Source organism: Methylobacillus sp. DLP286 (genome assembly GCF_056636515.1).
Genome location: NZ_CM153145.1, coordinates 226,030 through 251,129 on the forward strand (window position 1 = coordinate 226,030; position 25,100 = coordinate 251,129).

Genomic DNA, 25,100 nt, shown 5'->3' on the forward strand with positions numbered 1-25,100 from the left:
CAAAGCGCTGACGCTGGCGTTCATGGTCTGGAGTGGCTCATATGCCATTGCGGCTGAGCCGCTCAACAAAAACATCCCGAAACAAGCCTACGATATCCCGGCAGGCGACCTCAGCGATACCCTGCCAAGCTATGCCGCGCAATCAGGCGTATTGCTGGGATTCGATCCCAGGCTGACCCAAGGCAAGCGCAGCCTTATGCTGCGCGGCCGATACAACGTCAACGAAGGCTTTGAGGCGCTGCTTAACGGAACCGGGCTGGAGGTCGTGCAGGATGCGCAAGGCCGGTATCAACTGCAGAGAGCCGTTCCTAAAATAGAGGACAGGCTTCCCGGAGAAGCAACATCTATCGACTTCCAGCAAGTAGATGCCGTGGAAGTTCGCGCCAAACGCTTTTATGAAATTGGCCCCTTGCCAGGATTGGGATTAACCAAAGAAGAAATCCCCGGCAACGTGCAAAGCCTCACTGCCAAGGATATCAAGGAAGCCCATGCCTTGAGCTTGACGGACCTCATGAACTCCAAGCTGCAATCGGTCAACGTCAACGACTACCAAGGCAATCCGTTCCAGATGGACGTGCAATACCGTGGCTTTACGGCAGGTCCCCAGATCGGGACACCACAAGGCTTGTCAGTCTTTTTTGACGGTATCCGCGTCAATGAGCCTTTCGGTGACGTCGTGAACTGGGACCTCGTTCCCTTGAATGCCCTTGCCAGCTTCGATGTGTTCCCCGGCTCTAATCCCATCTTCGGCTTAGGCACCCTGGGCGGTGCCCTTTCCATGAAAACCAAGGACGGTTTCAATAATCCTGGTGTGGATGCTGAAGTCCTTACCGGCTCCTTTGGCCGGAAACAGCTCCAAGCCACAGGCGGCTGGAATAACGGTACTGTCGCCGGCTTCGCTGCCGCTAATATCTTCCTCGAAGATGGCTGGCGCGAGAATTCACCAAGCAAAGTTAATCAAGTCTTTGGTAAAGGTAGTTACCGCTCCGACAAGCTAGACCTCAACCTCAGCACCCTCATTGCCTGGAATGACTTGGTAGGCAACGGTATGTTGCCAAGTGAAATGTACAAACAGGATAGAAATGGGGTGTATACCTCTCCTGACACTACCGACAACCGCCTATTGCAATTTCAGCTCTCAGGTAGCTATTTCGTCAACGATAATTTCACAATTACGGCTCAGGCATATAGAAGAAACAGTAAGCGCAGGCAAAAAGGAGCCGATGTTTATACGGAGTGGGAAAACCAGCTAGTTAAGAGAAACTTGAATCAGGGAGAGCAATATACATGCACTTTTAATAGCAACAATGACTACGGATTACCGGACTACTACCTGGTTCCGATACAGAATGGCGATTTCTGGAGCGAGGTATGGACAAATCCAGAACTTTCAGCGTTTGCTTCAGCAGCCACTGTTCAAGAGGCGTTCGATAGTCTTCCTACAGCGTGGCGTAATCAAGCTATTCCTGATGTAGCGGCAGGGTTCGTGCAAAGAGCTCAGGATAACTTCAGAAGAGTCCGGAATTTTTTGCAATCCAACCTTTACTCACCCGGCGGTATCTCCGGCCCGGAAGTTCCCAATGGCGCTGAAACAGATTACTCGAACTTTCAAGATTCCTATGTGTTTGATGCAACAGTAAACTTAACCACATTAAACGCTGCGGATCCCTTTACTATCGCAATGCTCGCCGACATGAACTTCTACTTTTATGTGCCAGATACAGATGATTACGGCGATAACACTCCGGGAGATGGTCAAGGCCAAAAATACTTGATGTTGATCAAGCCCGCAGTCAACGCTGATACATGCCAAGGAGAGACAGGATCTGACTTAACAGTGGCAGGCCCAGATGGTGCTCCTCAGACCGTTGATGGAGCAGCCTACGGTGGTACAGGTACCGGTTACGTGGAGGGGACCCCCACAGCAGTACTCACTGATACTACGATTGATCAGGAAACCGATGGTGCTTCGATTCAATTCAACTGGAATTTCGAGAAGCACAAGTTCATGATTGGCGCCTCTGTAGACATGCCTTCTGCCACTTACAAGAGCGGCCAAATGCTGGGTATGCTGGATGCTGAACGCGATGCATATCTGTCTCCCGATGAGATCCGCGACCAGTATGCTGCTGCGAGTACGGAAATCAGCAATAACAACTTCAAGGGACACCAAGTCACCAAGAGCATTTATGCCAGCGAAACCTGGAGCCCGATTGAGACATTGCATTTCACCGGGGCACTCCGTTATAACGAAACCCGCGGTAAGAATAAAGTAGCTTCCCGTACCTATGGCACCTTTGTCTGGGATTTAGCGCAACTAGAGGCCTTTCCTGACTATTACAACATTTGCGTAGGAACTTGGCCTAACTGCGCCAACAATCCCACTACAGGCTATACCGTTCCCGATGCATCGCAAATACTTAACCCTCCAGAAACTGAAAAATTTAGTTACTACTCGCTAAACCCTTCCTTTGGCACCACTTGGCAGGCGACACCTGATCTCAATATTTATGGGAATTGGGCCCAAGGCACCCGCGTACCTTCTGTTGTCGAGTTGGGATGTGCGTTTGACCGAACCCCCATTCCACAATACGGTGCCAATGGGGAAATTATTGGCTCCATACCTAAAAGTTTGGCTGAAAACCGGGCCTGTTCGCTGCCAACGACTCTCTCGGGAGACCCCTATTTACCTCAGATCAAAGCCACTACTTGGGATTTCGGTATGCGCGGCAGGTTTAACGACAACGTCGAATGGAATTTGGGAGTTTACCGTACGGATCTCAAAGATGACATTTATATGATCGGGTTCCCTGGCAACCGTAACTTCTTCGACACTATTGGCGATACACGTCGTCAAGGACTAGAAGCTGGGATTACTGCCGCGTTCGAGAAATGGAGGTTAAGGCTGAACTATGCATTAACCGAAGCTACTTTTCAAGATAGCTTTTGGATGCCAGCCAATGACAACAGTAGCTCAGTGGAAGAATTCTATGGCAATCACGACTATAGCCGCCGCATTCAGGTCAAGCCGGGTAATCGCATGCCCGGCGTACCGCTACACAACCTGAATGCTACATTGAGTTATCAGGTTACCCCCAAATGGCAAATTGGCCTTACAGCTGTAGCACACTCCTTTGCTTATGTACGTGGCAATGAAAATAACAAGCACAGGCAAGGAGAAACCATTTATGAAACCAATGGGAATGGTCAATTGATTGCACGGCCTGTGCAATCAAACAATCCTGGTATCACCCCTGGCTATATGGTGTTCAACTTGCAGACCAGCTATCGGATCAATTCCGAATGGACACTCGGCTTACGCATTAACAATCTCCTTGACAAGGAATATTTTACTGCGGGCCGTTTAGGCAGAAATCCATTCTCACCTTCGATTTATGGCGCGATTGGACCGAGTGGATACAACCATAACTCGAACGATTGGCTCATGACAAACTTCCTCGCCCCTGGTGCGCCAAGGGCTGCGTGGATCAGTTTGAGCTATTCGTTTGATCCTAGAAAATAGATAGCCATGTTATCGCTCCAAAAATACCTCTTAGTATTCAAGCGTAAGTGGCGACATATGCTGGTACATCAAAGTTGGCTGATCATTTTACCGGGCGTGGTTTTCTTACTGCTGATACTTGAAGTCAGTTTACTTATGACAGGATGGTTCTGGTTGTGATTGGCTGTTTATAGCCCTTAATTGGCTATAAACAGCCAATTAAGGGCTAAGGTGATAGTGGTTATTGTAATTTAAATTAATAAAATCAGTTAATTGTAGTTTTAAGCTCTGATGGAATGAATTTTGCGGGTTAAGCACCTCCAAATGCTATATTGCATTAGCCAGAAATGGAATAGAGGGCAACGTATGGAGGAGCAAGCCGTTTCGGAGTCGCCGGTGACAGTGATGAGTGCAGTCGGGCAATTGTATGTTGAGCACCACCATTGGCTGGTGTGCTGGCTGCGCAAGAAGCTGGGTTCTGTGCATCATGCGGATGATTATGCGCAAGATACTTTCTTGCGAGTTCTGTTGGCGCCTGACAGCAAGGTATTACGTGCGCCCAAAGCTTATCTGGCTGCCACGGCAACCAATCTGATGATTGATGCTGCTCGCCGTCGCAAGTTGGAGCAGGCGTATCTCGAATCTCTCATGCTGATTAGCGAGGATCAGCATGAGTTTTCTCCTGAGCAATATCAAGAGGCGATTGATGCTTTGAATATGTTGGCAGCCATGTTGAGCAGTTTGCCTGAGAAGGCTTGCCGGGCGTTTTTAATGAGCCGTCTGGAGGATTTATCCTATGAAGAGATTGCCCAGCGGCTGGGTGTTTCCGTTAGTATGGTCAAGCAGTATCTCGCCAAGGTGATTGTGCATTGTTATGCCTTGTTGCACCCTGCGCCTTGAAGCATGTCGTCTATACCTCATACAGATCAGATTGCAGATCATCAGCTCCCTTCTTCAGAACCTGATTCGAAGGTAGTGTTGCAGGCAGCGGATTGGTACGTTCAATTGCGGGCGGAGGATTGTACAGATGCCGACCGTGCAAAATTCAATGCATGGTTGGTGCAAGACGCATCCCATGCCGTGGCTTACGAACGCATCGAGAAAATGTGGGGTAGCCTGCATGGTGTCAACTCAGCACCTGCATTGCATGCCCTTGAACAGGTGTTGACACCCGAGTTCAAGCCAGTGGGACGTAAGCTCTCGGCCAAGGCGCTTGCGCTAGGGGTCAGCCTGGTGGCGGGCATATTTTTGGGTGTGCAGTCCGACACGGTTTCCTACCTGATGGCGGACTACAGTACGGCCGTGGGCGAGCAACGCGTGATAGAACTGCCTGACCATACCCGGATCACCCTGAATACTTATTCAGCAGTCGATATTGATTATTCCGATTCACAGCGCTTGATCAAGTTACGCCAGGGCGAAGTGCTGGTGGACGTGGCAAAGGATGCCTCTCGTCCACTGATCGTGGCGACCAGCCATGGTACGGCGCGAGCCTTGGGCACCGAGTTTGTCGTCAAGCGAGAGGCTGATGCCACCAGGGTAGGCGTGATCGAATCCATAGTGGAGGCGTGCACACTCAAGCGCATGTTCTCCCCGCTGGCAGCACCAGTGTGCGTTACGCTCCATGCTGGAGAAGGCACACGGATTGAACATGACCACATCGACCAGCCTGGAAATATTGATTTGTTTACCTTTGCCGGTTGGTCCAATGGCACTTTGGCCGTGGATAACCAATCCCTGACGGAAGTATTGCGTGAGCTGGAGCGCTATCGCCATGGCAGAATTCATTTCAAGGCGGAAGATATTGCCGAACTGCACGTATCCGGCGTGTTGCCTCTCAATGATACGGATCGAGCATTGGAAATGCTGACGGCTTACCTGCCTGTGGATGTGCGTTACTACACTCCATTGATCGTGGTAGTGGAGCCAAGACATCATATTGATTAATGCATAATGTAGCGGTCTTGCCATTGGAGGCGGCTGACAACACTTAACAAGTAAAGCGCCCCTGGCTAGGCGCGACATTTTCAATCAGAAGTTTTTTAATCCCCTGACTGTACTTTGCCCTGAGTTGTTCGTCTTGGTGAGGAACATAATAGAACTCAGGGAATATTCATGGAGAAGCCGCGTTTCAAACCCACCTCAATCGCTGTGATGTTGCGTTGCGCACTAATTTTGATGGCTGGTGCATCACAATATGCAACTGCTGCCGGGGAAAGCGTCGTTTTCACCGCAGACATAGGCAAGCAATATGAAATCCCTCCTGGTACTTTAACTCAATCCCTCAACCGTTTTGCCCAGCGTGCTGGCGTGGTCCTGGTATTCGATCCCGCCTTGACTCAACATATAGACAGCAAGGGGTTGAGTGGAAACTACACCGTCAAGCAGGGTTTCGATGCTTTGCTGAAAGGCAGCGGCCTGGAGGCATTCAGCGATCAATATGGCGGTTTCTTCCTCGACAAAGCGGTTCCTTTGCCAGCCAAAGATAGCCTTCCCGGTGAGAAGTCAACGATTGATTTCAAGGTCGATGCGATAGAGGTGAGGAGCAAGCGCTTTTATGAAGTGGGTCCGTTACCGGGTTTAGGCCTTACAAAAGAAGAAATTCCTGGAAACGTCCAAAGCCTTACCGCCAAGGAAATCAAGGCAGCACAGTCACTGAGTTTGACCGACTTGCTCAACTCCAAATTCCAATCAATCACTGTCAACGACTATCAAAGCAATCCTTTTCAAATGGATTTGCAATATCGTGGGTTTACCGCCTCTCCACAGCTAGGCACAGCTCAAGGGATATCTGTCTTCCTGGATGGCATCCGCGTCAATGAACCATTTGGCGATGTCGTCAATTGGGACATGATTCCGATGAACGCACTATCGGGGCTGGATATGTTTCCCGGATCAAACCCTATATTTGGCTTGGGCACCCTGGGAGGCGCGCTTGTGATGAGAACAAAAAGCGGCTTCGATAATCCTGGCGTAGATGCACAGGTACTTACAGGTTCATTCGGCCGCAAACAACTACAAGCATCGGCGGGCTGGAACAATGGCGTTGTCGCTGGTTTTCTTGCCGGCAATTTCTTTTTGGAAGATGGCTGGCGGGATGACTCTCCGAGCCGGGTGAACCAAGTATTTGGTAAGGGGGAATGGCAAAGTGACCGCGCTCGTTTAGGGTTATCTGTGCTGTATGCAGGCAACAAATTGACAGGCAATGGCTTATTGCCGCAACAGATGGTTGATCAAAATCCCAAGCAAGTCTATACCTCCCCCGATGAAAGCAGGAATGACCTGCTTCAATTTCAGTTTTCTGGTGTTTGGGATGTGACCGACACCTTCAATATCACTGGTCAAATCTATAATCGCAAGAGCAAGCGCAAATCCAAAACCTCGGATATCAACGAGAACTTTGGTGGCACAGATGGGCGCCCGAATTTAGCAACAATTAGGGATGCTAGCCGACAATTGTTGTATGGCTTACCAGACATCAATCGGGATGGGCGGCCAGACTACAACGATTATGCAATGAATGTAGCCGCTGATGCTAATGGTAACCCACTAACTGTAACCGGCGATGTATGTACCGATCCATTCGACCCTTGCGTCAATAATCTAGCCTATGGCACCAACTTCAATACACAAGCAGTTAATGGGCAAGCACAAGTTACTGCTGCTGATGGTTCAGGTACTCAAGTATGGAACTGGACTTATGATCCTAGGAGATACATGGATGACATTCTCCAGCCATCCACAATTCCAGGTGTTTTCAATGCACCAACAACATCTGAATACGAAAATCTTGTGCGCAATGCTATTGCAAATTATGGTCGTATTCTCGCTGGCATAGATTACTCTCAAATGAGTTCCGGTATTAACCATCCTGGCAGTGGTCAAGTAACTTATTCTTATGACCTGACCACCGCAATGGGAACTTCTGGTGTGATCGGCGGCTATACTGATGATGCCGGTTTTTACCATGATTATTGGGAATTATTGGTCGCGATTAATGCTGCAAATGTGACTAATCCATTGGGAGCAGTAGGTGGCTTATCATACATTCCATCAATAGGCCCCCTTGCTGTCGATACCAATGGAAATTTGATTTTCAGGGATGGTAAATATGGTGGTGGCGCGGGCCTACTGAATACAGGATATATTGAAGGCACGCCCACAGCTATTTTCAGCGATACCCAAATCGACCAGTTAGGTAAAGGAGCATCACTTCAGTTTAATTGGAATCTCGATGAACACAAATTCATGGTGGGGGGGTCAATAGACAAGGCAGATGCCGAGTATGCAAGCAAACAATATCTTGGACTACTGGACGCAAACCGCCACGGGTATGTGGCACCCAATCAATTAGGCTGGGAATATTACGCCAACACTCCAGAACGGGGGCATGCCCTAAACGACTTTCAGGGCGACGGTCTCACCAAGAGTATTTATTTCAGTGAAACTTGGACCCCGACACAAACCCTCAGTGTCACAGCATCTGCCCGTTACAACCGTACTTACGTAAACAATCAGCTAGCAGTATCGAGATTGTCATCGTTTACCGATGTCAACACCATTCTCAACTACCTGAACTTAATCCGCTTATGCACCGACAACAATAACGATGGCACCATAGATCCGAACACAGAATGCCCAAATGGTTTAGATGATGCCATCATACCGTTTGATCCCAGTACATTCCCAGTCGATGCATTTGGACAGGGCATAGCCTCTTTGAGGCCTCCGGAAAAAGAAAAATTTAAATACCGCTCCTTTAATCCATCAATTGGTTTTACTTGGCAAGCTCGTAAGGACTTGAATGTTTATGCAAATTTGGGACGTGGTGCAAGAACGCCAAGTGTGATCGAATTAGGATGCGCTTTTGATCCCACTCCAATGTCGGATGGCCGACCTCGTTCCATTGTAGAGCAGCGAGTATGTAATTTACCCGGCGTCATGTCGGGAGACCCCTATCTCAAACAAGTGCGTTCCACCAGCTTTGAAATAGGTGCACGAGGCAAACTCACTGACAACATTGAGTGGAATGCCACGGCCTATCACACGGACCTCAGCGATGACATCTATTTTGTTTCAGTCAATGCCACCAGCAGTTATTTCCAGAACATTGGGGACACCCGCCGCCAAGGATTAGAGTTTGGGCTCAAGGGAAAATGGGGCAAAGCAAGCTGGGGAGTTAATTACGCCTTAACAGATGCCACCTTTCAGTCAAAAATGCAGATAGCGAGTCCCCACAATAGCAGTGCGGGAAACGTATATGACCTGAATACCCAAACACAGATGGGCACTTACCAACAAATCACAGTTAATCCGGGTAACCGCATGCCTGGCGTGCCTCTGCATAATCTGAATGCGAACTTCGGTTATGACATTACTGACAAGTGGCGCATTGGCCTGACTGCCGTTGTGCACTCCGAGGCATTCGTGCGAGGCAATGAAAACAACAAGCACCGCGCGGGAACTGCCACACCGATCACGGGCCCATTTTGTATCGATCCTGTCTCTGGAGTCTCTGGTCAAATGTGCTCTGTTGATCGCGCAGATTTTGGCCCAGGAAAAACGGCTGGGTATGCGGTATTTAATCTCCATACCTCCTACAAGCTGGCGCCGGAATGGACATTGGGCCTGCAAATCAACAACTTGTTTGATAAGCAATACGCCAGTGCCGGGCGTCTTGGACTCAATGCTTTCTCCCCCTCAATTCGTGGCGCAATTGGCGCAAGCGGCTTTAACTACAACAGCGCGGATTGGCAAGGCAGCAGCTTTTTGGGTATAGGGGCACCAAGGGCGGCCTGGGTCAGCTTGACGTATGAATTCGATCCCAGGAAGTAAACACGTGGCTATGCTGCGACTACCGAAAAGCCTCATGGTGCCCAAACGCTGGCTAAAGCGTATTTTGATGCACCAAAGCTGGCTGGGGATCCTGCTGGCGGTGTTTTTCCTTCTCTTGCTCTGGGAGTTGTGCATGTTGTTATTGGTACTGGCTGGAGGCTGATTTTCCTTAATCCTCAAAGCAGTAAGGCGGGGCATAATCTGGTAAAATCCCGCTTTTGCCATCACTTCGAATTTCTTCATGTCCAGCCCAATGATCAGTCTTCGTGGCAGTGCCGCCTTATCCCCGTTCCGTATCGAGAAAATCCTGGCTGCGCTCAAGGGCGCTGCGCCGCGCATCACGCATTTGTACGCCGAGTTCTGGCATTTCGCCTGGTCTGATCAGCCATTGAGCGATGCGCAGCAGGAGGTGCTGAAGCAGATTCTTACCTATGGGCCGCGCATGAGTGAGGAAGCGCCGGCAGGGGAGTTGTTCCTGGTGGTGCCGCGTCCAGGGACGATTTCGCCCTGGGCTTCGCGCGCGACGGACATTGCGCGCCATTGCGGCATCGAGGCCATCCAGCGCCTGGAGCGCGGCATTGCGTTTTACGTTGCCACGGCGGATGGCAGCCCGCTCACGGATGCGGAAAAGGCCGCATTGCGCCCCTTGATCCATGACCGCATGACAGAGGCGGTGTTCGCCGCCCTGGAAGACGCGCAAAAGCTGTATCACACGGCAGAACCTGCGCCCTTATCCACGGTGGATATCCTCTCGGGCGGCAGGGCGGCACTGGAAGCCGCCAATGCCGAAATGGGCCTGGCGCTTTCCCCGGACGAAGTGGATTACCTGGTGGAGAATTTCCAGCGCATGGGCCGCAACCCGACGGATGTCGAGTTGATGATGTTCGCGCAGGCCAATTCCGAGCACTGTAGGCACAAGATTTTCAATGCGGATTGGGTGATCGACGGCGTCGCCCAGGCGCAGTCGCTGTTCGGCATGATCCGCAACACGCACAAGCTCAACCCCGGCAAGACCGTGGTGGCCTATGCCGACAACGCCTCCATCGTCGAGGGCGGCAAGACCAAGCGTTTCTATCCGCAGGCGGAAGGCCAATACGGATTTGTGGAAGAAGACATGCATTTCCTCATGAAGGTGGAAACGCATAACCACCCGACCGCGATCTCGCCGTTCGCGGGGGCCGCGACCGGCGCGGGCGGCGAAATCCGCGACGAGGGCGCGACCGGTTCCGGTTCCAAGCCCAAGGCCGGCCTGACCGGCTTCTCGGTTTCCAACCTACATATCCCCGGCTTCAAGCAGCCGTGGGAGCAGAACAACGGCAAGCCCGGCCGTATTGCCTCGGCCTTGCAGATCATGGTGGACGGCCCGCTGGGCGGCGCGGCGTACAATAACGAATTCGGCCGCCCGAACATTGCCGGTTATTTCCGCACGCTGGAAATTGAGGCGGCAGGTGAAATCCGCGGCTATCACAAGCCCATCATGCTCGCGGGCGGCGTGGGCAATATCTCGGCCAAGCATTCCAAGAAAAACCCGATTCCCCCAGGCGCGGCGCTGATCCAGCTCGGCGGCCCAGCGATGTTGATCGGCCTCGGCGGCGGGGCGGCATCGAGCATGGATACCGGCGCGAATACCGAGAACCTGGATTTCGACTCCGTGCAGCGCGGCAACCCCGAGTTGGAGCGCCGCGCGCAGGAAGTCATCGACCGCTGCTGGCAGTTGGGCGATAAGAACCCGATCCTGAGCATTCACGACGTGGGCGCGGGCGGCATTTCCAATGCCTTCCCTGAACTGGTGAACGACGCGGGCGTGGGCGCCAGGTTCCAGCTGCGAGACGTGCACAACGAAGAGCCTGGCATGTCGCCGCGCGAAATCTGGAGCAACGAGGCGCAGGAGCGCTACGTGATGGCGGTGCGCAAGGAAGATTTGCCGCTATTTGCCGAAATCTGCGAGCGCGAGCGCTGCCCGTTCGCCGTGGTGGGCGAGGCGACCGAGGAAAAGCGCCTGACCGTGGCCGACCGCCATTTCGGCAACAACCCTGTGGACATGGATTTGTCCGTGCTGCTGGGCAAGCCGCCCAAGATGACGCGCGACGTCAAGCATGTGGCGCGTGAGCTGCCAGTTTTCGAACATTCGCGTGTTGACTTGAAGGAGGCAGCTCAGCGCGTGCTGCGCCTGCCCGGCGTGGCGGACAAGACTTTCCTCATCACCATCGGCGACCGTACCGTGACCGGGCTGATCGCACGCGACCAGATGGTCGGCCCGTGGCAGGTACCGGTGGCGGATGTGGCGGTGACGCTGGCAGGTTATGAAACCTATAGCGGCGAGTCATTCGCCATCGGCGAGAAAGCACCGCTGGCGCTGATCGACGCTCCCGCTTCGGGACGCATGGCGATTGGCGAGGCGATCACCAATATCGCCGCCAGCCTGATCGACGATATTGCCGAACTCAAGCTCTCCGCCAACTGGATGGCCCCGGCTGGGCATCCAGGCGAGGATGCCGCCCTGTTCGACACCGTCAAGGCCGTCGGCATGGAACTGTGTCCGCAACTGGGCATCAGCATCCCGGTCGGCAAGGATTCCATGTCCATGAAGACCGTGTGGGAAGAGCGTAATGAAAAGAAGGCGGTGACCGCGCCTATCTCGCTGGTGGTGACGGCATTCGCGCTTACGCCAGACGCGCGCAAGACCCTGACTCCGCAACTGCGCACCGACCTCGGCGACACCCGCCTGGTCCTAGTCGACCTCGGTGCGGGCAAGAACCGCCTGGGCGGCTCCGCCCTGGCGCAAGTGTACGGCAGCGTAGGCAATGCGGCGCCGGACCTCGAGAATGCGGATAGCCTCAAGCATTTGTTCAATGCGGTGCAGAAGCTCAACCGCGAAGGCCGTCTGCTGGCCTACCATGACCGTTCCGACGGCGGGTTGTTTGCTGCCGTGGTCGAAATGGCGTTTGCCGGACGTACTGGTCTGGAGCTCGACATTACCGGCTTGGGTCATGACGCTGTCGCTGCGCTTTATAACGAGGAGCTGGGCGCGGTATTGCAGGTGCATGCTGCCGATGCGGACGTTATCGTCGCAGAGTTGGAACAGACCCTGGCAGGCAGGGTGCATGTGATCGGCGCGCCAGCCAGCCATGGCGATATCCTGATCCACCAGGCAGGCAAGCTGGTGTTTGCCGAGAGCCGCGTGGCATTACACCGTGCTTGGTCTGAGACCACCTACCAGATGCAGAAGCTGCGCGACAACCCGCAATGCGCGCAGCAGGAATACGATCGCCTGCTGGATGAGCGGGATATCGGCCTGCATGCCAAGCTCAGCTTCGACCCCAGCGAGAATATTGCCGCGCCCTATATCGCGACGGGCGCACGTCCCAAGATGGCGATCCTGCGCGAGCAGGGCGTCAACGGGCAGGTGGAGATGGCGGCCGCATTCGACCGTGCAGGCTTCAATGCCTTCGACGTGCACATGAGCGACATCATCAGCGGGCGCGTCAGCCTCAAGGACTTTGCCGGCTTCGTCGCCTGCGGCGGCTTCTCTTACGGAGACGTGCTCGGCGCTGGAGAAGGCTGGGCCAAGTCCATCCTGTTTAACCCGCGCGCGCGCGACGAGTTTTCCGCGTTCTTCAACCGTACGGACTCGTTTGCGCTGGGCGTGTGCAACGGCTGCCAGATGATGAGCAACCTGCACAGCATCATTCCCGGCGCCGAACAGTGGCCGCATTTCGTGCGCAACCGTTCCGAGCAGTTCGAGGCGCGTGTCGCCATGGTGGAGGTGCTGGAATCGCCGTCGCTGTTCTTCAGCGGCATGGCCGGCAGCCGCATGCCGATTGCCGTGGCGCATGGCGAGGGCTATGCCGAGTTCGCCGATCTGGCGGCGCAACAGCGTGTGCAGGCGGAGCAATTGGTGACGCTACGCTATGTCGATAACAACGGCGTCCCGACCGAGGTGTATCCGTTCAACCCGAACGGCTCGCCCAAGGGGATTACCGGCCTGACTACCGCCGATGGCCGTTTCAGTATTATGATGCCTCATCCTGAGCGGGTTTTCCGCACCGTGCAGCACTCATGGCATCCCGATGGCTGGGGTGAGGATGGGCCCTGGATTCGTATGTTCCGCAATGCCAGGAGGTTCATCGGCTAGCGGTCAACAACGGGTACGAGATGTGCGTTAGGCTATGGGGTGCGGAAGCGATGTCTTCGTGCCTCGCAGCCTCAACAATAATAAGCACACTTAATTAAATGATGATTACTATGGAGAAGTCGCATGAAGAAGATGTTGAAAGTTATCCTGGCAACGTTGGTGCTTGGCTGGGCCGTGATGGCGCATGCCGAGGATCCTCAGGTGGAATATACCGACGCCATTGGCAAGGGGGACATGAAGGTTGTGAAGAAGTACTTCAACAACCCGTATAAGGTCGATGAATTGTTCTTTGCCTGGACCGCCCTTGAAATCGCGGCCAACAAGGGCCAGTTGAATGCAGTGAAGTTCTTCGTCGAGAACGGTGCTGATGTGAACTACAAGCACCCGATCACCAAGATGACAGCATTGCACCTGGCTGCCTATCAAGGCAACAAGGAGGTCGTCAAATACCTGATCGACCATGGTGCGGACGTCAATGCCAAGCTGCGCGGCAATGTCTCCATCATCCGCGCCCTGAAGGACGAGGGCCGTACTGACATGGTGGAGTTCCTGACCGCTGCCGGCGCCAAGAACGACGGCTGCCAGGAAGAAAAGTGCCATTGAGTTGACAATGATGCTGGTTGCAAACGCCATGTCAGGCATGGCCTTGCCTGCCGCATAATGGGTGCCGGACTTGTTCCGGCATTTTCATTTCTTGAAGAACCCGTTCACAGGGGAACCTAAGCTTGATCCCGGGCTCGTAATCTCTGACGATCAACTTGATTGAGCATACATAGATAGGGGGAGCGCGATGAAGAAACTTTCGATGAGTGTACTGCCTGCGCTGGCCGCCAGTGCAGCCCTCATGGCATGCACCACCGTAGCCGCGGTGAGCAAGGCGCCGGACGACGTTGCGGGCAGCCTGACATTGCCGCCGGGTTTCAAGATCAGCACCTTTGCCAAGCTCAACCCGGCCAAGGGCGATTATTTCCGTGGTCCGCGCTTCATGGCGTTCGGGCCGGACGGCAATCTGTACCTTGCCAGCAGCGTGGACAATACGGTGTATATGCTGCCGGACCGCAACCATGACGGCGTGGCCGATGACGTGGTGCCCGTGGTGGAAGGGCTGAACGCGCCCAATAGCCTGGTTTTTGCCGGCAACACCATGCTGGTGGCGAACCAGGATGGGGTGGTGCGCGTCGAGCAGGCGCAGGATAAAAAGCGCCCGGCCGCCAAGCTGGTGCCCTTGATCAGCAATCTTCCCAGCGGCGGGCATACGCTCAAGACGGTCAAGCTGGGACCGGATAACCACCTTTACCTGAACGTAGGCTCCAGTTGCAACGTCTGCGTGGAAAACGATCCTCTCAGGGCCACCATTTTGCGCTATACCCTCGACGGCAAGCCCGCCGGGGCGCCGGACGGCAGCGTGAGCGGCGCCAGGAGCGCGGTCTGGGCGAGCGGGCTGCGCAATTCGCAAGGGTTGGCCTGGCAGCCTGGCACGGGCGATCTCTATGCCACCAACAACGGCGCGGATATGCGTTCCGAAACCAAGGGCGGCGCCATGAACGACGAACTGCCGCCCGAGCATATCAACAAGATCGAGCCGGGCAAGCATTACGGCTGGCCGCATTGCTGGGGCAACCGGGTGACGGACCCTAACTTCCCCGGCAAACCCGGTTTCTGCGGGAATACCCAGCCGCCTGCCATCACCTTGCGCGCGCATTCCACGCCGATAGGCATCACCTTCCTCGATAAGGCTAATTTCCCCGGCGAATACAAGCAGGATGCGATCGTGGCCCTGCACGGTTCCTGGAACCGCGTGCAGCCATACGGCTACAAGCTGGTGCGCATCCGCTTCCAGGACAATAAGCCGGTGGCCGTGGAGGATTTCGTTACCGGCTGGCAAACCAAGAACAGCGCCTGGGGGCGCCCCGTTGATGTGATTACTGGGCCCGATGGCGCGTTGTACGTCTCGGATGACCGGGCGGGTTTGGTGTATCGTATTACCTACAACAAGAAATAACCGTGTGAGGAGCAATGCAATGAAAAAGCGCGTTATTGGGTTGGCGGCCTTGCTGTTGGCGTCAAGCCTGGTCCATGCCGAGGAGCTGCAGCCGACCAGCAAGGTGGCGGTGTATATCAGCCCGTACGAATACACCAACGAGATCAAGCTCTGGCACTTCATGAAGGATTACTGGTTTGCCCAAGGCCCCTTGATCGAGCCGGTACTCACCAAAACGCTTAGCGCCAGGCTGGGTGAAACCGTGATGTGCGATGCTGGCGTCACAGCCAACGTGTTGCTCTGGGTCAAGCCCAAGATGTTCTACAACCCGCATATGCGCAATTTCTACGGCACGATCAACGCCACCGTCTACACCGGCAGCGGCAAGGCGATTGCAAGCTATACCGGGGAGTCGCGCTTGAGCGGCGACCTGGACATCCTGCCTGCCAACACGGTGCAGGCCACTTACGACCTCGCAATCCAGCAAGTGGCGGACAAGATACAGGCCGATCCGGCCATCAAGAAGCTGATCGACGACGGCCTTTCCGACAGGGAGTCCTATACTCCCTGCGCCATGATCGCAGTATTGCCCGGCCTGAAAAAGCCATAAGCGGTGCGACCCTGCGTAGCGCTTGATCCGCGCTACGCAAGATAACGTATGGTGTGTCGCGTGACCGCCATACTATATTGCTGCTCATCTAGATCGTGCATGAGAGCAAAATCCGTCCATGGCAACATCCCTTGAAGCTGCGTCTGTGCCGCAGCGTCCCGCGCGGCCTGTTTCAAAAGTCCCTGTCGGTTTTGCCATCGCGGCGATTATCCTGGTCGCGATCGCCTTGCGTCCCGGCATTGTCTCGATGGGACCCTTGCTTCCCGCTATTATCGACGAGTTCCAGCTTTCCCACAGCACTGCGTCGCTGCTCACCGCCATCCCGGATTTATTGATGGGTCTGCTTGCCTTGCCCACCCCTTGGCTGGCACGGCGGTACGGGCGCAACCCCGTCTTGCTGCTGGCATTGCTGTTGCTCTGCGTGGCCATTGCGGCGCGCGCGTTTTCCCGCAGCGTGGACATGCTGCTGCTGAGCACGGCCGGCGTCGGTGCCGGGATCGCCATCGCGGGTGCGTTGATCGCCGGGTACATCAAGGGCAATTTCCCGCACAAGGCGGCGATGGTCATGGGCATCTACGCCACTGCGCTCTCTTTCGGCAGCACATTGTCCGCCGCCGTCTCCGGCCCCGTCGCGATGCACTCCGCAGCAGGGTGGCGCATGGGCGCCGGCATATGGAGCCTCTGCGCGGCTATTGGCTTGTTGTGCTGGCTTTGGATCGCAAGACTGGAGCGGGGACTCGCGCAACCACCAGCCCGCCCGGCCCGCTTGCCTTGGGACAACCGCACTGCCTGGCTGGTGGCCTTGTTCTTCGCCGCCGACAATTTCCTGTTCTATGCGGTGTTGTCATGGACGGCGCCCATGTATATTGAATACGGCACCGCGCCTTCGGTGGCCGGCTTCATCCTCGCGACGTTCACCACGGTATTCATGATATCCAACCCCATACTGGGCGCGATCAGCAAATCGACCGACAGGCGAGGCTTGCTTGCAGCTTGCGCGGCTTTGGCCGTCATCGGCCTGCTGCTGATGGCGGTTGCGCCTGCCTGGTCGCCATTCATCAGCATCGCCATTTGCGCTTTCGGCCTGGGCGGCGCATTCACCCTGGGCATGACCTTGCCCCTCGATAACACGCATAGCGTTGATGAAGCCAACGCCTGGAACGCTTTCGTCTTGACGGTAGGCTATTTGATCGCGGCCGCCGGGCCGTTGTCGGTGGGGTTCCTGCGCGACCTGACGCAGGATTTCCATCTGGCGAGCTGGCTGCTGGTGTTGGTGGCAGTGCTCATGCTGCTGGCGACGCCATTGTTGAAGCCCCATCATAGCCAATAGGGCGCATACCTGCGTGGCAGGTTGAGTTCGCCTGCGTTCGACCGCATAATCCCAGGCATGGCATGATGCCAGGACAATAATATAGATGAACGCAGGAGGCGTAGATGGTTAAAACCGTAGTGGCTGCCTTGCTCGGCAGTGCGTTAATGTTTTCCGGCGTGGCCTCAGGGCACGAGGTTAAGGTAGTCAAGGGTTTCAAGAACCCGGAATCCGTGCTTGCGGACAAGGCGGGCAGGGTGTTTGTCTCCGAGATCGGCGAGTTCGACAAGGACGGCGACGGGCAGATCAGCGTGATCGAGCCGGACGGCAAGCGCAGCGTGTTTGCCAAGGGCATGAACGACCCCAAGGGGCTGGCCTTGGTCGGGAGCGAGCTCTATGTCGCGGACAAGGACCGCATCCTCAAGGTGGACAAGGATGGCGAATGGGTGGTGCTGGTCGATAAAAGCGCTTTTCCTGCGCCTCCAGGCTTCCTCAATGACCTGGAGCCTGATTACGAAGGCAAGTACCTGTACGTGAGCGACAGCGGCGACATTGCCAACCAGGGCGGCGCCAGCGGCGCGATCTACAGGATTACCCTCGCCACAAGCAAGGTCGATACCGTCATTCACCACCAGCATGATGCCAGGATCAAGGCGCCCAACGGACTGTGGATGGACGATACCGGCGAAGTATTGATCTATGTTGATTTTGCCAGCGGCGTGTTGTACAAGCTCGATTTGCTCAACCGCCACCTGATCGAGCTTGCCAAGGGGTTCGGCGGCGGTGACGGGCTGGCGCTCGGGGCGAACCGCAAGCTTTACATCAGCGATTACATAAACGGCAAGGTATTCAGCCTCAGTATCGACGATGAAGTCACGCTTGAGCACGAGGGGTTCCAGAGCGCAGCCGACATCGGCATTACGCCAGACGGCAAGGTGTTGCTGGTGCCCGACATGAAAGCGGGCACGGTGACCTGGCTGCATTTGCATTGATGAGAAGCGGCTGACATTCTGGATTAAGTTTGCCGGTCTTATCAGCCGTTCTTGCTCTTAGCCTGTCTCGTATTGTCGTGCGTGGCAGGTCTCAGTGATGGTAAACAGCGCAGGCACGATGCACTGTTTTTACCTGCTAATTGACTCTTTTGAGCAGGTGCTTGCTCAACGACTTCGTCGCTTCAATCACGTATTTCCGGTCTTTTTCCTCCAGGTTCTGCAAGATCGCGACCAGTCCCTCTATGTCGGGGTCGACGGATACGGGGCTCGATGCTTCAAAAAATTCCTGTATCGGGCTGGATAATTCATGTGCAATCTTGTTGAGGGTCTTGAGCGACGGTGCGGTGACGCCACGCTCGATTCTCGACACAGTTTCGATCTCAACCCCCAGCCGCTGGGCGACGAATTCTTGCGTCAATCCCAGGTTCTTCCTGCGGGTTGCGATGGACAGGCCCAATTTCTTTCTGAGTGAATCCTTCATGGACTTGATCCTATATGTCTACATTTTAATAGACATATAGGATCGCTATTGACCTTGCTGTTTATAAGGAACTAATATGTCTATTAGAAAATAGACATTAAATATCTATATTTTGTGCGATTTATTTAATGACCTGATTTGAAATGAAAAATAAGGTGGTGGCGTGCTGCTGACCAAGGCAGGGGAGAAATCATATGTATCGGCACTGGACAGAACGTAGCGGTCAATATGGCGGTAGTGCATGCTAATACATAAGTATGTCAAAACGTTGAGACAGGTTGAGCAACTGAAGGACGAGATATTCAGGCAAAGACAGGAGTTTGAGCGCCAGATCCATCTCCAGCTGGTGCATATCACGGATTTGCGCGACGAATACCAGACGGAGCTGGAAAGCAAGGACGTTGCTTACCGTACGGCATTGCGCAAAATACATGAAGAGGCCTTTCATGCAGGGGCGCTCAGCGAACGGAACGCCATGCGCAGCAAACCGGAGCTGATGCTGCGGATTTCCCCTTGCATCCAGTTGGTGCAGCAAGCCGGCCTGTTGCGTGTAAAGCGCTCTTGTGAGTTCTGCCTGCATTATCAAGTGATGTTGCGGGGCACGTCATGGCTGGAACCGCATGTCCAGCTCTTGGAAAGCCAAGTCGTGGTTGATGCCGAGCATGAGTGGGATATCCTGCTGAAGAAGGCGAAGGAGATGACCGAGGCCGTTATCCAGGACAACCTGGACGGGGCCGGGGTCGGCTACCTGGTCGAGCTTTCCGAAAGCACCGTGATCAACAAGCTATCAGCCGACCGCACCCTGCTTGAGTCGATCAGCCTGGGGCCGTCCAATACCACCAGGGCGGCCCTTGACGAGACTTTACCGCAGTTGCCCTGAGCCTGGTTCGCCAAGAAAAAGCCGCTTAGTAGGCGGCTTGTTGCCTATACAAGTTATTTGAAATTATAGTTTGCCGTGAACATCACCATGCGCGGATCGCCGGGATAGCAGGCGTTCCCGTTGCAGCCTGAGATATATCGCTTGTCTGACAAGTTGCGCCCGTTCAGGGCAAATCGCCATGGGCCGGTGCGATAATAGATTGCAGCGTCGAAAACGGTATAGTCCGGCACGGTATACGTGTTATTCGCATCGCCAGCTTTGCTCCCGTTGTATCGGGCCCCAGCGCCTATCCCCAGGCCGGGAAGCCACTGCGATAGGTCGTAGCTTGCCCAGATGTTGGCGATGTTCTTGGGGACTAGGATCGGACGCTTGTGCAGAGTCGCTTGGTCGGCAGGCCTGGGGCCCGCCTTGGTGATTTCCGCGTCGATATAGGTATAGGTCGCAACGATATTGAGCCTGTCTGTCAATTTTCCGGTGATGTCAAATTCAAAGCCGCGGTTACGTTGTTCGCCGACCTGTACCCGGAACCCATTGTTGTCGTTGTAGCCGGCATTTTCCATCCTGATCTCGTAAAGCGCAAAGTTGGCGCCGAAACGCTGGCCGGGCGACTCGTACTTGATCCCGGCCTCTCTTTGCTTGCCTGTCACCGGCTTCAATTGGGAACCATCCTCGGTGACGCCCAATTCAGGCATGAAGGACTCGCTATAACTGATATAGGGCGCGAATCCGTTGGAGAACTCATAGAGCAGGCCGGCACGGCCTGAAGTAGCGCCGGGGTCGGTCTTGCTGCGACGCGTTGCCGCCGTTGTCTGCAACGGACGTTTCTGCAATAGGCTGGTTTCGTCACGCCTCAAGCCGAGGACGACGTTCCAGCCGTCGCCGAACTTGATCTGGTCTTGCAGGTAGAGGCCGTATTGCGACAGTTCGTCAGAGCCCTGGTGTCCTGACGCCGTTGGCGAGAAGTTGCCGACCGTGACGTTGCTGTTGTTGGGGTTATAGAGGTTCAATGCCGTCAAAGAACGGGTGCCGAATTTTTCCCTGCTGCTACTGATGTGCAAGGTGTCAACACCTAGCAGGATTTGATGATGCAGGTCTGCGGTCTGGAATTGGGTGGAGATTTGGCTGTCTGTTGCCAGGGACTGGTCGTCGATCTCGCGCACCGCCATCTGGCGGTTCCAATTGCTTTGCGTGGAAGAGAAATTGCCGTTGCCAATCGCCCAGCTGCCGTCAAAGTTGAATGTGTTGTAACGCACGCTCTGCTTGAATTTGGTATTGTCGCTGAATGCATGCGTGAATTCATATCCCAGCAGGGTTTGCTCGGTCATGATCTTGTCCATGCCCGGGACGCCGACATAGCGGCTGAACGGAATCCTGCCGTTGATATTGGGCAATACAGTGCCGGCAGCAGGCAACCCGCGTATGGAGACATATTGGCTTTTCTGGTAGCTGGCAAGCAGCGTCAAGCTGGTTTTATCGCTGATATCCCAGGTCAGGGAGGGAGCCACGTAAGTGCGCTGGCGGTCAGCGTAATCTACCTGGTCGTCGCTGGCTGAGGAAATTGCGACCAACCTGTAGCGCAGGCTGCCGGAGTCATTGAGCGCGTCGGAGAAATCTGCCGTCAGTTGTTTTTGCTGGTAATTGCCGTAACCCAAGCCGATTTGAGCGATAGGCTTGTCGGTCGGGCGTTTGCTCACAAGATTGACGAGACCGCCAGGAGCGGATTGTCCATAGAGCACGGAGACCGGGCCTTTCAAAACCTCGATTCGCTCCAGGCCGAACACTTCGGTTTGTCCCCAGGCCTGGTCAAGAAACATGCGCATGCCATCCCGTAATACAAACTCGCTCTGGGTAAAACCACGGATCGTGAAGTCGTCCTGTCCGCGTCTGCCATACTGTCCCGCATCCACGCCCGCCACGGAACGCAACGCTTCGGCGACGGATTGCGCGCCCTGGTCGCGGATTTGCTCGCTGCCCACTACAGTGATGGATTGCGGGGTTTCGGCCAGGCGGGCATCGGTTTTCGTAGCGGTTTGCGCACTGTTTGCCTTATAACCTTCGAAAGGCGCGGTGGCGGGCTCAAGGTCGCGCGTGGTGCGCACCGTGATTTCCGGCAATTTATCCTGGTTGGACGTCTCATCTGCGGCCGCGCTGCCTGCAGCGAGGCACGCGCATGCACAACTGCAAGCCAGCAATACTTTCTTACTCATTCTTCATTTCCCTGAAATTGTGATTGGCTGAACGCCAATCCGGATTTTATCAGAGAATGAGATTCGTTATTGTTTATAATGGCGCATTAGGGAAATGTGCAATATGCGCCTCGTCACATTAAGCCTGGACTTCAATCTCAGGCTTCACGCGGCTGCCATCTCCAATCCCGGATTTCCGGCATGTCCTCGCCGTGCTGCCAGATGTATTGCTTGTGCTGCGCGAGCTTCTCGTCCATGAGCGCGTCCAGCACCGCGGCGTTCTCAATATGCGGCAGCCAGCGCAAGGTGTTCTTGACCAAGCTGTAGCGGTCCAGGCGGTTGAGCACGGTCATGTCGAACGGGGTCGTGGTCGTGCCTTCCTCCAGGAAGCCGTGCACGTGGAAGTTGGCATGGTTGTGCCGCTTGTAGGCGAGGCGGTGGATCAGCCCGGGGTAGCCGTGAAAGGCGAAGATCACCGGCTTGTCCTGGGTGAACAGTTCGTCGAAGGCCTCATCGGTGAGGCCGTGCGGATGCACTTCGTGAGGCACCAGGGCCATGAGGTCGACCACGTTGACGTAGCGTATCTTGAGTTCAGGCACGTGCTCGCGCAACAGCATGACGGCAGCGAGCGACTCCATCACCGGCACGTCGCCCGCGCTGGCGATCACCAGGTCGGGCTCCTCGTCTGCCGCGCAGTTGCCGGCCCAATCCCAGATACTGGCGCCGCGGCGCGCATGTTCGATCGCGGCGGGCATGTCCAGCCATTGTCCTTGCGGCTGCTTGCCCGCGACGATGACGTTGATGAGGTTGCGGCTTTGCAGGCAATGGTCGGTGACCGCGATCAGGGTGTTGGCGTCGGCGGGCAGGTAAATGCGGATGATGTCGGGCTTCTTGTTGGCGGCATGGTCGATGAAGCCCGGGTCCTGGTGCGAGAAGCCGTTGTGGTCCTGACGCCAGACATGGGAGCTCAGCAGGATGTTGAGCGAGGCGATCGGCTTGCGCCAGGGGATGTGACCGCATTCCTTGAGCCACTTGGCATGCTGGTTGAACATCGAGTCGATGATGTGGATGAATGCCTCATAGCAGGAGAAGAAGCCGTGGCGGCCGGTGAGCAGGTAGCCTTCCAGCCAGCCTTCGCAGCTATGTTCGGAGAGTATCTCCATCACGCCGCCATGCGGCGCGAGGTTCTCGTCGCCTTCTAGACGCTCCGCCATCCATTGCCGCTTGGTGACCTCGAACAATGCCTGCAGGCGGTTGGAGTTGTTTTCATCCGGGCTGAATACGCGGAAGTTGTGCTGATTCAGCCGCCATACCTCGGCCAGGTATTTGCCGAGCTCGCCCGTGGTGCTCGCCTGGCGTTTGCCCGGCTGGGTCACGGCGTAAGCGAACTTGCGGAAATCCGGCAGCTCCAGCGGCTTGAGCAGCAGGCCGCCGTTGGCGTGCGGGTTGGCGCCCATGCGGCGTTCGCCCTTGGGGGCCAGCGCGCGCAGTTCCTCCTTGAGCCTGCCTTGCCCGTCGAACAATTCGTGCGGCGCGTAGGATTGCATCCAGTCTTGCAACAGCTTGATATGCTCGGGCTTGTCCAACTCGCCGAAAGGCACCTGGTGCGCATGGAAGGTGCCGGTATTCGGCTTGCCGTCCACCTCCGCGGGCCCGGTCCAGCCCTTGGGCGAGCGCAGGATGATCATGGGCCAGCGCGGACGGCTGACTTCGCGTTTCAGGCCGGCTTCGCGCTTGATCTGCTGAATTTCCCCGATGACTTGGTCCATGACGCTTGCCATGCGCTGGTGCATGAAGTCCGGGTCGCTACCCTCGACGAAATAGGGCTTGTAGCCGTAGCCTTCAAACAGTTTCTGCAGTTCCTCATCGCCGATGCGCGACAGGATGGTGGGGTTGGCGATCTTGTAGCCGTTGAGGTGCAGGATGGGCAATACCACGCCGTCGGTCTTTGGGTTGAGGAATTTGTTGCCGTGCCACGAGGTGGCCAGCGGACCGGTTTCCGCCTCGCCGTCGCCGACCACGCAGCAGGCGATCAGGTCTGGGTTGTCGAATACTGCGCCGAACGCATGCAGCAGGCAATAGCCCAGCTCTCCGCCCTCGTTGATCGACCCCGGCGTCTGCGCCGAGGCATGGCTGGGAATGCCGCCCGGGAAGGAGAACTGCTTGAACAGCTTGAGCATGCCGGCCTCGTCCTCGGTGATTTCCGGGTAAAGCTCGGTATAGCTGCCTTCCAGGTAGGTGTTGGCGACGACGGCCGGGCCGCCGTGTCCCGGCCCGGTAATGTAGATCATGTTGAGGTCGTGCTCGCGGATGACGCGGTTGGCGTGTACGTAGACGAAATTGAGCCCCGGCGTCGTTCCCCAATGGCCCAGCAAGCGCGGCTTGATATGCTCCGGCAGCAATGGCGTCTTGAGCAGCGGGTTGGCGTAAAGGTAGATCTGGCCGACCGAGAGATAGTTGGCGGCGCGCCAGTAGGCATGCAATTGCGCCAATTCTTGTTCATCCAGGGCGTGGTCCGCGGCTTGGGGCTGCATTTACATTCTCCTTGGGAGGGACGTTGTTTCATGATAACAGCAGGGACGGGTATGGCAACCTTGAAACCGTGAAGTTTCATTGCTGGCGGCTGAGGCAGGCTGGTTCTATACTTTGCAGCATGAACGTACAGACCTTGATGCAATTGTTGCAGGAAATCGAAAGCGAGGACCCGGTCGATTTCTCCGGCTTGCCGTTTGATGCCGATGACTTGCGTCAACTCGCCTGCATCAATGTAGCCGAGATCATGGAAAGGTTCCGTGAGGACAATCCTGCCGAGGACCGGGAAATGGTGATGGCGGCGACCGTGACGCGCCTTATCCTGGAAAACATGGTGCTGCAGGCGAGGCTGGCCATCCTGTTGCAGGATGAGGGCTGATTGCCCTAGCCGATCAATACGTAGATAGCACCAGGCGGCATGACGTAGCCGCCTCTTCCGGTAGGGTCGCCTATGCGGGCCGCAGGCAAGCCATTGATCAGGACGGTCGGCGATCCCTCCACGATGACATCGGCACCGGCGCCATGCCCCACGCAGGCTGCAGGCATGCCGCCGATCAAGACCGTGGGGCAGCCATTCATGATGCGGCTGATGCGGGGCATCATCATCCGGTCAAGGGTCAGAAGGTTGTCTCCCGCGCGTGCAGCTGGTTTCATCGG

Annotated in this window: 16 protein-coding genes; 12 read left to right on the forward strand and 4 right to left on the reverse strand. The window is 55.5% G+C overall.

Features of this window, described 5'->3' with window-relative positions; translation table 11 throughout:
- Positions 1-22: 22 nt before the first annotated feature.
- The 10 genes from ACWXTG_RS01100 to ACWXTG_RS01145 all read left to right on the forward strand — a co-directional run bounded on the left by ACWXTG_RS01100 (position 23) and on the right by ACWXTG_RS01145 (position 18,364).
- The gene (locus ACWXTG_RS01100) at positions 23-3,523 is read left to right on the forward strand and encodes a TonB-dependent receptor (RefSeq protein WP_480221253.1); all 3,501 of its coding nucleotides are present in this window, start codon (positions 23-25) and stop codon (positions 3,521-3,523) included.
- Positions 3,524-3,868: 345 nt separating this feature from the next.
- On the forward strand, positions 3,869-4,402 hold the full coding sequence (locus ACWXTG_RS01105) for a sigma-70 family RNA polymerase sigma factor (protein WP_480220406.1): 534 nt from the start codon (positions 3,869-3,871) through the stop codon (positions 4,400-4,402).
- A gap of 3 nt (positions 4,403-4,405) precedes the next feature.
- The gene (locus tag ACWXTG_RS01110; protein ID WP_480220407.1) at positions 4,406-5,449 is read left to right on the forward strand and encodes a FecR family protein; all 1,044 of its coding nucleotides are present in this window, start codon (positions 4,406-4,408) and stop codon (positions 5,447-5,449) included.
- 168 nt (positions 5,450-5,617) lie between these two features.
- Positions 5,618-9,337, forward strand: a complete 3,720-nt coding sequence (locus ACWXTG_RS01115) for a TonB-dependent receptor (protein ID WP_480220408.1) — start codon at positions 5,618-5,620, stop codon at positions 9,335-9,337.
- A gap of 241 nt (positions 9,338-9,578) precedes the next feature.
- Positions 9,579-13,472, forward strand: coding sequence for a phosphoribosylformylglycinamidine synthase (purL, locus tag ACWXTG_RS01120; RefSeq protein ID WP_480220409.1), 3,894 nt, complete (start codon positions 9,579-9,581; stop codon positions 13,470-13,472).
- Between the two features lie 123 nt (positions 13,473-13,595).
- Positions 13,596-14,075 carry an ankyrin repeat domain-containing protein gene (locus tag ACWXTG_RS01125; protein WP_309564817.1) on the forward strand — a complete coding sequence of 160 codons (480 nt, stop codon included), beginning with the start codon at positions 13,596-13,598 and terminating at the stop codon, positions 14,073-14,075.
- A 202-nt stretch (positions 14,076-14,277) separates the two neighbouring features.
- Entirely contained in the window at positions 14,278-15,474 is a 1,197-nt protein-coding gene (locus ACWXTG_RS01130) for a PQQ-dependent sugar dehydrogenase (protein ID WP_480220410.1), read from the forward strand.
- 19 nt (positions 15,475-15,493) lie between these two features.
- Positions 15,494-16,063 (forward strand): hypothetical protein, encoded by a 570-nt coding sequence (locus tag ACWXTG_RS01135; protein WP_480220411.1) that lies wholly within the window; start codon positions 15,494-15,496, stop codon positions 16,061-16,063.
- Between the two features lie 118 nt (positions 16,064-16,181).
- Positions 16,182-17,393 (forward strand): MFS transporter, encoded by a 1,212-nt coding sequence (locus tag ACWXTG_RS01140; RefSeq protein WP_480220412.1) that lies wholly within the window; start codon positions 16,182-16,184, stop codon positions 17,391-17,393.
- A gap of 104 nt (positions 17,394-17,497) precedes the next feature.
- Positions 17,498-18,364 carry an SMP-30/gluconolactonase/LRE family protein gene (locus ACWXTG_RS01145; protein ID WP_407995906.1) on the forward strand — a complete coding sequence of 289 codons (867 nt, stop codon included), beginning with the start codon at positions 17,498-17,500 and terminating at the stop codon, positions 18,362-18,364.
- Positions 18,365-18,500: 136 nt separating this feature from the next.
- Here the strand turns inward: ACWXTG_RS01145 and ACWXTG_RS01150 are convergent, their stop codons facing one another.
- A complete protein-coding gene (locus ACWXTG_RS01150; protein WP_309564822.1) occupies positions 18,501-18,845 on the reverse strand; it encodes a helix-turn-helix domain-containing protein in 345 nt (114 codons plus the stop codon).
- A 241-nt stretch (positions 18,846-19,086) separates the two neighbouring features.
- Here ACWXTG_RS01150 and ACWXTG_RS01155 point away from each other — a divergent pair, with 241 nt between their 5' ends.
- Positions 19,087-19,725 carry a hypothetical protein gene (locus ACWXTG_RS01155; protein ID WP_480220413.1) on the forward strand — a complete coding sequence of 213 codons (639 nt, stop codon included), beginning with the start codon at positions 19,087-19,089 and terminating at the stop codon, positions 19,723-19,725.
- A gap of 53 nt (positions 19,726-19,778) precedes the next feature.
- Here ACWXTG_RS01155 and ACWXTG_RS01160 read toward each other — a convergent pair whose 3' ends face one another.
- The gene (locus ACWXTG_RS01160) at positions 19,779-21,932 is read right to left on the reverse strand and encodes a TonB-dependent siderophore receptor (protein ID WP_480220414.1); all 2,154 of its coding nucleotides are present in this window, start codon (positions 21,930-21,932) and stop codon (positions 19,779-19,781) included.
- A 137-nt stretch (positions 21,933-22,069) separates the two neighbouring features.
- A complete protein-coding gene (locus tag ACWXTG_RS01165; RefSeq protein ID WP_480220415.1) occupies positions 22,070-24,445 on the reverse strand; it encodes a phosphoketolase family protein in 2,376 nt (791 codons plus the stop codon).
- Between the two features lie 119 nt (positions 24,446-24,564).
- Between ACWXTG_RS01165 and ACWXTG_RS01170 the strand changes: the two genes are divergently transcribed.
- A complete protein-coding gene (locus tag ACWXTG_RS01170) occupies positions 24,565-24,822 on the forward strand; it encodes a Rossmann-fold NAD(P)-binding domain-containing protein (protein ID WP_457136204.1) in 258 nt (85 codons plus the stop codon).
- Between the two features lie 5 nt (positions 24,823-24,827).
- Here ACWXTG_RS01170 and ACWXTG_RS01175 read toward each other — a convergent pair whose 3' ends face one another.
- Positions 24,828-25,097, reverse strand: coding sequence for a PAAR domain-containing protein (locus tag ACWXTG_RS01175; RefSeq protein ID WP_309564827.1), 270 nt, complete (start codon positions 25,095-25,097; stop codon positions 24,828-24,830).
- Between the last annotated feature and the right edge of the window lie 3 nt (positions 25,098-25,100).